This window comes from uncultured Turicimonas sp. (assembly GCF_902477955.1).
Taxonomy (GTDB): Bacteria; Pseudomonadota; Gammaproteobacteria; order Burkholderiales; family Burkholderiaceae_F; genus Turicimonas.
Genome location: NZ_CABSJB010000065.1, coordinates 1 through 7,228 on the forward strand (window position 1 = coordinate 1; position 7,228 = coordinate 7,228).

Consider the following 7,228-nt stretch of genomic DNA (forward strand, 5'->3'; position numbering starts at 1 on the left):
CAACAATAGGCTACGGCTGTTGTAGTGGTGGTAGGGAATCCTCTTCGTTCACGAAGAGGAGGATGTCAAAAACCAATGTATCCAAATTAGTTACGTTAAAAACATTCAAGAACTTAGCGTTTCTATTATTGTTTTGTTTAATGACTTCTAAAGAGATTTCTCTTTTTCTGCTCTGGAGCGGATTGTGAATTTAAAAAAATTATTGGCGTTATCGCTTGCCTGTTCTGCAATGATCCTTTTTTCGCAGGTCCATGCACAGGAAACCGCAAAGCGCGTTGAGCAAGAAAAGAACCTCAACAGTGAGGGGAGCGAGAGCAGAGATAGGCTGCTGCCTTTCTTTGGCAAAGAGGCTAAGGAAAGAGGATATGAGCTTCCGGAACCCTTCGGAGTTAATGTCAATTACATGCATATGAAACAAGATATCGTAGTAGAGGACATTAAATTCAGCGGGTTAGGAATGAATCTTCCTTCTTTTAAATATCCCTTCCGTCCGAAATACACTCCGATCCCATCCGATATTTTTGAAATTGGAGTTAAAAGTACAAAGCAAAAAAGTCATACTGAAACTTTAAGGCTGGATACTTGGGTATTTCCCTTTATGAATGTCTATGGCGTCTTTGGAAGAACGAAAGGGCGCTCGCTTTCCAAGATTTCCGTGTCATCTCCTACTCCTTTTGTAGATAAGGTTATTCAGGGGATGGGTGGAATGGATGATTTAGATTTTGTTCTGAAATTTAAAGGAAAAACTTACGGAGGCGGTCTCACTTTAGCGGGCGGTTATGGAAATTGGTTTGGTTTACTGGACATGAATTACACCAAAACCCAATTGGATATCATTACCGGCAACATCAAAGCCTTTACTTTAGCACCTCGCTTCGGTTATCGATTCAATGTTTCCGGGGTTGAAAGCATTAATTGGCCGGAAGGAAAGCTTAGTCTCTGGGTTGGCACGATGTACCAAGATGTCACCCAAAACTTTAACGGCAAGCTTTCCAATCTTGACTTCTCTCCTAAACTTCAAGGATTGATCAATGCGGTCAATTCTAAAGGGGAAGGAGAGTTCCACGTTAAGCAGCATTTGAAGTCTCCGTGGAATATGTTGGTCGGTGCACGCTATGAGGTAGGAAAACACTTCAATATTCTTACTGAAGTCGGATTCAATAAGCGAAAAAGCTTTTTCTTAGCGGGCGAATTTAGATTCTAAAGGACTCTTGTGGAATGACACTGTAGGTAAGTCTCATGCAGTGTCTCGCCTATAAAAAACTCCCGGCAAGAACCGGGAGCGATTTCAAGGAGTTAATTTACAGAATTACTTATTCTGTGCGGCATTTGTACCGGCAGTACGGCCAAAGACCATAATGTCAGCAATAGCGTTGCCGCCTAAACGGTTAGAACCGTGGATACCGCCGGTTGTTTCGCCGGCTGCGTAGAGACCCGGAATAACCTTGCCGTTCTTATCAAGAACCTGAGCCTTAGTATTGATCTGCAAGCCGCCCATTGTATGGTGAACGGTTGGGACCTTCTTGCAGGCATACCATGGGCCTTCAGTCATAACCTTATCAGCCTTGTTGTTGGCCTGGAATCCAAGAGCATCTTTAGCTTTGCCTTCTACAACTGCATTGTAGTCAGCAATAGATTTCTTAAGATTTTCAACAGGCATGTTCAGTTTCTTGGCCAATTCATCCAGAGTTGGAGCAGAAACTACACGGCCTAAGTCGATCATGTCTTTCATCTTGGCGCCGTTGGCATCAACCCAGTCAAGAGATGGATAACGGAGATGGTTGACTAAGACATAGTATGTGGAATGTGGCTGAGCGAAGATTGCCTTTGCCAATACGTCGCGGGCTGCACCTTCGTTAACGAAACGGTTGCCTTGTTCGTTGATGAATACACGGTTGCGTCCGGAGGTACGAACCATTTCCATCAAACCAGTACCCGGTGTTCCGCATGGGTGAACCTGAATGTCGGACATGCCGATAACGTTTGCACCGACTTTTTCGCCCATTTCAATGCCAGCGCCTTGAGCGGATTTAGAGAAGTTCGTGCAGCCGATGCCTTTACCGAGGTCGTAGTCTTTGAATACACCGGTATTAACTTTCTGACGCAAAGCAACATTAGCACCGAAACCGCCTGTTGCAACTACAACACCGTTGGAAGCCATGAACTTAGTGACTTTACCGGTATGACCGTCTTTTGCAGTTACGCCGATGATTCTGCCGTTTTTATCCTTGATTAAGGATTCAACGGTCATGTCTGTATAAACAGTCATGTCTTTAGCGTGATCAGCGATATATTTTTGATATACGCGGATGTAGCTGTTGCCGCTCGGTGTGACAGGATAGTGAGAACGCTGCCAGAGAGCGCCTGTAGCGGTACCGACTTCCGGTTTGAATTTAACGCCGAGGGATTCCATCCAATGCAATGTCGGAAGAGCATTTTCAGTTAAATAATGAACCAATTCCGGTGTGCCGATATCATGGCCGCCCTTCATGGTTTGTTCATAGTGTTTCTGGATGGAATCTTCAATGCCTTGCTTGCCTTGACGTTCCGGGTCAGCAGCGTTCAAAGCGCCTTCGGAGACGTTTGTAGAACCACCTAACAAACCGAGTTTTTCAAGAACGATAACCTTAGCACCGGCCTGTTGAGCAGCGATAGCAGCTGCTAAACCGGATCCGCCACCGCCGACAATAACGACTTGAGTTTTGATTTCGTCAGGAAGGGCAGTGTACTTTTCAGAGTTCTTCTGAAGAGCTGCCATATCTGCTTTGGAGACTTTTGCCTGTTCCAATGCTTTCTTTACAGCGCCTTTCAAAGCGAAGGAAGAAATTGTTGCGCCTGTTACATTGTCTACGCCAAGAGATTGTCTGTCGATGATCTTCTTGCTTAACTTATCAAGAGCAACACGGCCGACACCAATGGTTTCAAGGTTGTCAGGGTATTCGATTTTTTCAATTTTATTTTTGCTGACAGTGACCTTTACGGTAAATGCAGCATTGTGACCGTTAACTTTTTCTGTGTATGTTCCCGGCTGATATGTTGCGGCTTGAGCGCCAAGGGCAAAACCGGCAACTAACAATGCGGCAGAGAGTTTGGTGATTTTCATCTATTAGATCTCCTATTTCCGAATGGAAAAGATTTAAGGGCACACCCTGTGTTACAGGGCATACCCTTATTTTATATCTAACAAATTGAAACAGATAGTTAGGGATTATCCCCTATTTGTCCCATAAAAACCTTATTTATCAGGTTTGCTTAAGCTGTTTTGAAGCTTTTGTTCGAACATTTTTTCTTCTACCTCATCATCGTGCATGCCGCGAATCTTTCTGGAAATGAGAAGAGCAACCGTGAGAATTAAGATGGATACCGAGGTAAGAAGGATCCATTTGCTCGTTAAGTGTTCCATATTGATGATGAGATATCTGGCCACTGCAACAACAGTAATCACGAGAGGAGTTTTAAGTTTTAATTCGTGCTGACCTAAAGCGTACTGTCGAACCATGGACAAAATTTCGATGAATAAGAACAGCAAAAGTAAATTAGCCAGGCCGATGGTCTTACTGGAAAACATTTCATAGCCTTCTGCCACAATGGCTACACCCGTTGCCACAGTGATGATAAGAAGAGCAACTGCCTGAATAATCAAAATGAGTTGTTCAAATGTCGTATTTGCGTTTGCAATCCAATTTTTGGCCACTTTTGTTCCTAAGAGATTGAAAAAAAATTAAAATAGGTGGGTCTTTAATGAGAAGGGTAAACCCGTAAAAATGGATAATAGCATTACTCTAATATCAACTGTAGCAATTGCTTTCGGAGTTGCTCTAATTTTGGGGTTTATTGCAGAAAAACTCAAATTCCCCGCTCTCGTCGGCTACCTGGTTGCCGGCATTATTGTTTCCCCGAATCTTTACGGTTTTAATGTTGACCTTGGTTTAGCGGAACAGCTTTCAGAGCTTGGCGTAATGCTCCTGATGTTTGGGGTAGGTCTTAATTTTTCACTTTCGGATCTGCTCAAAGTTAAAAAACTTGTTGTTCCCGGGGCTGTATGCCAAATGGCACTCTCGGCCTTTTGCGCAATTATGATGGCTCACCTTTGGGGTTGGCCTATCGGACAATGTGTCATCCTTGGAATGTGCTTAAGCTGTGCATCAACCGTCGTTGTTCTTAAAGCTTTGGAAGCACGAAGCCTTCTTGAAGGATTTGACGGAAGGGTGGCTGTCGGCTGGCTTGTCGTGCAGGATATGGTGACCGTGCTGATGCTCGTTCTTCTTCCACCATTGGCCTCCTTATTGGGGGGACACAGCACAAGTTCGGATCTTCCACTCTGGCGGTTAATTGTCGAAACTGTTGCCCGTGTTGCTGCTTTTATTATCTTGATGCTTGTCATCGGCAAACGGGTTCTTCCATGGCTCTTATGGCAAGTTGCTAAGACCGGTTCCCGTGAATTATTTACCTTGTGTGTTTTAGCAGTTGCAATTGGAATTGCTTACGGAGCTTCCGAGATTTTCAGCGTTTCTTTTGCCTTGGGAGCCTTCTTTGCCGGAATGGTGATGAGAGAATCTCAATACGCCCACAGAGCTGCCGTTGAATCATTACCTCTGCGCGATGCCTTCTCGGTCATCTTCTTTGTCGGTGTCGGCATGTTGTTTGACCCGTCAGCAATTCTTGAGCATCCATTCTATTTATTGGGAATTCTCTTCTTAATTCTTATTGTTAACCCATTGATTGCATTCGGAACCGTCCTTCTATTCCGCTATCCGCTTCATACGGCAGTCACGCTGGCATGCTGCCTCGGTCAGATTGGTGAATTCTCTTTCATTCTCGGAACGTTAGGTGTGTCGTTAGGGCTGCTGACTAAAGAAGGTATGAATTTAGTATTGGCGGCTGCCATTTTAACTATTGCTCTCAATCCAATTTCTTTTTCCGTGGCCAGACCGGTGGCAGAGTTGCTGTGCAAACATTTTCGTTTTGCCAGAACGGCGGCGGCTCGTTTAGATCCTCAATCCACAATGCCCGATGAAGTTGAAAGCAGAAAACTTCTTCGTCACGTTGTCATTGTCGGATATTCCTCTATCGGAAGAAAAGTGTGCGAGATTTTGACAAAACAAAAAATTCCGTTTGTCGTAGTAGATAAACAAGATGAGGTTATCAGCACCCTTAGAAAACAGGGTTTTGTTGCCATCCAGGGGGATTGCACGGATCCGGCAACACTTTTACAGGCTCACGTTCAAAACTCTGCTCAATTAGTCCTAACTATCTCGGATGAATTAGAAAGCCGTAAGGCTATTGCCGCAGCAAAAATTTTGAATCCTGATATTGAGATTATTATTCGTGCCGTGACAGATACGGAAGCAGATCATTTAAGATCCGAAAACCTTGGAATTGTGGTTCAAGCTTCAACGGCTTTAGCGTTGAGGATTGCACAATACTCTATTTATTCATTTACCAAATACAGCTCCGGAGGACACTCCAAGAGAAAAGAAGAAGAGGCGGAAGAGAAGGCGAAAGATATGCTTGATGATTTAGTAGCAGACGAAGAAAGAACAGTTGAAAAGTCTACTCAGCATGAAAGATTGATGCGCTCTTCGAATAAACCCACTGACAGCATGGAAAAATAAAGTAATGGAACATAGTTTTACTCTAATCTCGACATTAGCCGCCGGTTTTGGAATAGCTCTTGTTTTTGGCTTTATCGCTGAAAAATTCAAGATTCCGGCATTAGTAGGCTATCTTTTAGCCGGGGTAATCGTTTCCCCGGCCACTCCGGGCTTTGTTGCAGACATCAATATTGCCTCCCAGCTCTCTGAAATCGGTGTAATGCTGCTGATGTTCGGCGTGGGCCTGCATTTTTCATTATCCGATTTAATGCGAGTCAAATATATTGCCGTTCCGGGGGCAGTCGCTCAAATGGGCTTGGCTACAGGCCTTGGTTTGCTGGTTGCGCATTATTGGGGATGGTCATACGGTCAGTCTTTGGTTTTCGGCTTATGTCTTTCTTGCGCTTCAACTGTAGTGCTCCTGAAAGCTTTAGAGACGAAAGGAATATTAGAAAGTCATGACGGACAGATAGCGGTAGGTTGGCTTGTCGTCGAAGATATCATGACGGTTTTAATTTTGGTGCTTTTGCCTCCGCTTGCTCCAATGCTTGGTGCCGAAGCAGTTCAGTCTGTTGAATCTGCTACTCCTTTATGGGAAATCATTGCATGGACCGTCGGCCGTGTTGCTTTGTTTATTTTCCTAATGCTTGTGGTAGGAAAAAGGGTTCTTCCATGGCTTCTTTGGCAGGTAGCAAAAACCGGTTCGCGTGAACTCTTTACTTTGTGCGTACTGGCAGTTGCCATCGGCATTGCCTACGGGGCCTCCGAAGTCTTCTCCGTCTCCTTTGCTTTGGGCGCTTTCTTCTCCGGTATGGTGATGAGAGAATCCAAATACGCTCATCGGGCAGCCATGGAATCCTTGCCGTTAAGAGATGCTTTCTCCGTCATCTTCTTTGTCGGCGTCGGCATGATGTTTGACCCGATGATTTTGGTCGATAAACCGCTTCATTTATTAGCAGTTCTGGCCATTATTATTCTGGGAAAATCTTTGGTAGCTTTCGGATTGGTAATGCTTTTCCGTTACCCGCTGCATACTGCACTGACCGTAGCGGCCTCCTTAGCGCAGATTGGTGAATTCTCATTTATTCTTGCCGGACTTGGTGTGAGTCTCGGACTTTTACCTCAAGAGGGTATGAGCTTAGTCTTGGCAGGAGCCATTATTTCCATTGCATTTAACCCGGTTGCATTTGCCCTGGTTGAACCGCTCAGAAACTTGATGAAAAAACGCTGGAAATACGCACGGGTTCTTGATGCTAAGTCTGATCCTCTTTCCGTCATGCCTGATGAAGAAGAATCCAAGTATTTGAGAGGACACATGGTTCTTGTCGGATATAACAAGGTATGCGAACACATTGCGAAGGATTTGTCCGAGAGAAAAGTTCCGTTTGTCATTGTTGAAAAAGACCGCAACATCGTTGAAGATCTTCGTAAAAACGGATTTAAGGCAGTATGCGGAGATGCCATTGATCCTGCAATTCTCATTCAGGCTCATGTCCAGGATGCGGCTATGGTCATTCTGAATTTCAGAGATGACATTCTGAGAAGAAAAGTGATTGAGACCGCTAAGATTCTGAATCACAAAATTGAAGCCGTCATCATGACCTCAGACGATGAAATTGCTGTCAGAGCAATGA

The 7,228-nt window shown here is 44.5% G+C and carries 5 protein-coding genes; 3 read left to right on the forward strand and 2 right to left on the reverse strand.

The genetic code is table 11. From position 1 onward, the window contains the following. The first annotated feature begins 184 nt into the window (after positions 1-184). On the forward strand, positions 185-1,204 hold the full coding sequence (locus RDK53_RS12020) for a hypothetical protein (protein WP_308515186.1): 1,020 nt from the start codon (positions 185-187) through the stop codon (positions 1,202-1,204). A 105-nt stretch (positions 1,205-1,309) separates the two neighbouring features. Here RDK53_RS12020 and RDK53_RS12025 read toward each other — a convergent pair whose 3' ends face one another. Further along, positions 1,310-3,103, reverse strand: a complete 1,794-nt coding sequence (locus tag RDK53_RS12025; protein ID WP_308515188.1) for a flavocytochrome c — start codon at positions 3,101-3,103, stop codon at positions 1,310-1,312. Between the two features lie 132 nt (positions 3,104-3,235). Beyond that, entirely contained in the window at positions 3,236-3,694 is a 459-nt protein-coding gene (locus RDK53_RS12030; protein WP_308515190.1) for a phosphate-starvation-inducible PsiE family protein, read from the reverse strand. 70 nt (positions 3,695-3,764) lie between these two features. Between RDK53_RS12030 and RDK53_RS12035 the strand changes: the two genes are divergently transcribed. Together RDK53_RS12035 and RDK53_RS12040 are read left to right on the forward strand one after the other, a co-directional pair. Beyond that, a complete protein-coding gene (locus RDK53_RS12035) occupies positions 3,765-5,615 on the forward strand; it encodes a cation:proton antiporter (RefSeq protein ID WP_308515192.1) in 1,851 nt (616 codons plus the stop codon). 4 nt (positions 5,616-5,619) lie between these two features. Continuing rightward, positions 5,620-7,228, forward strand: a 1,609-nt coding sequence (locus RDK53_RS12040) for a cation:proton antiporter (RefSeq protein WP_308515194.1), incomplete at its 3' end; no start/stop codon positions are given.

What these genes read in the sequence shown, in the direction of transcription:
- RDK53_RS12035 (WP_308515192.1), top strand. Translation starts at nt 3,765, where the DNA reads ATGGATAATAGCATTACTCTAATATCAACTGTAGCAATTGCTTTCGGA.
- RDK53_RS12025 (WP_308515188.1), bottom strand. Translation starts at nt 3,103, where the DNA reads ATGAAAATCACCAAACTCTCTGCCGCATTGTTAGTTGCCGGTTTTGCC.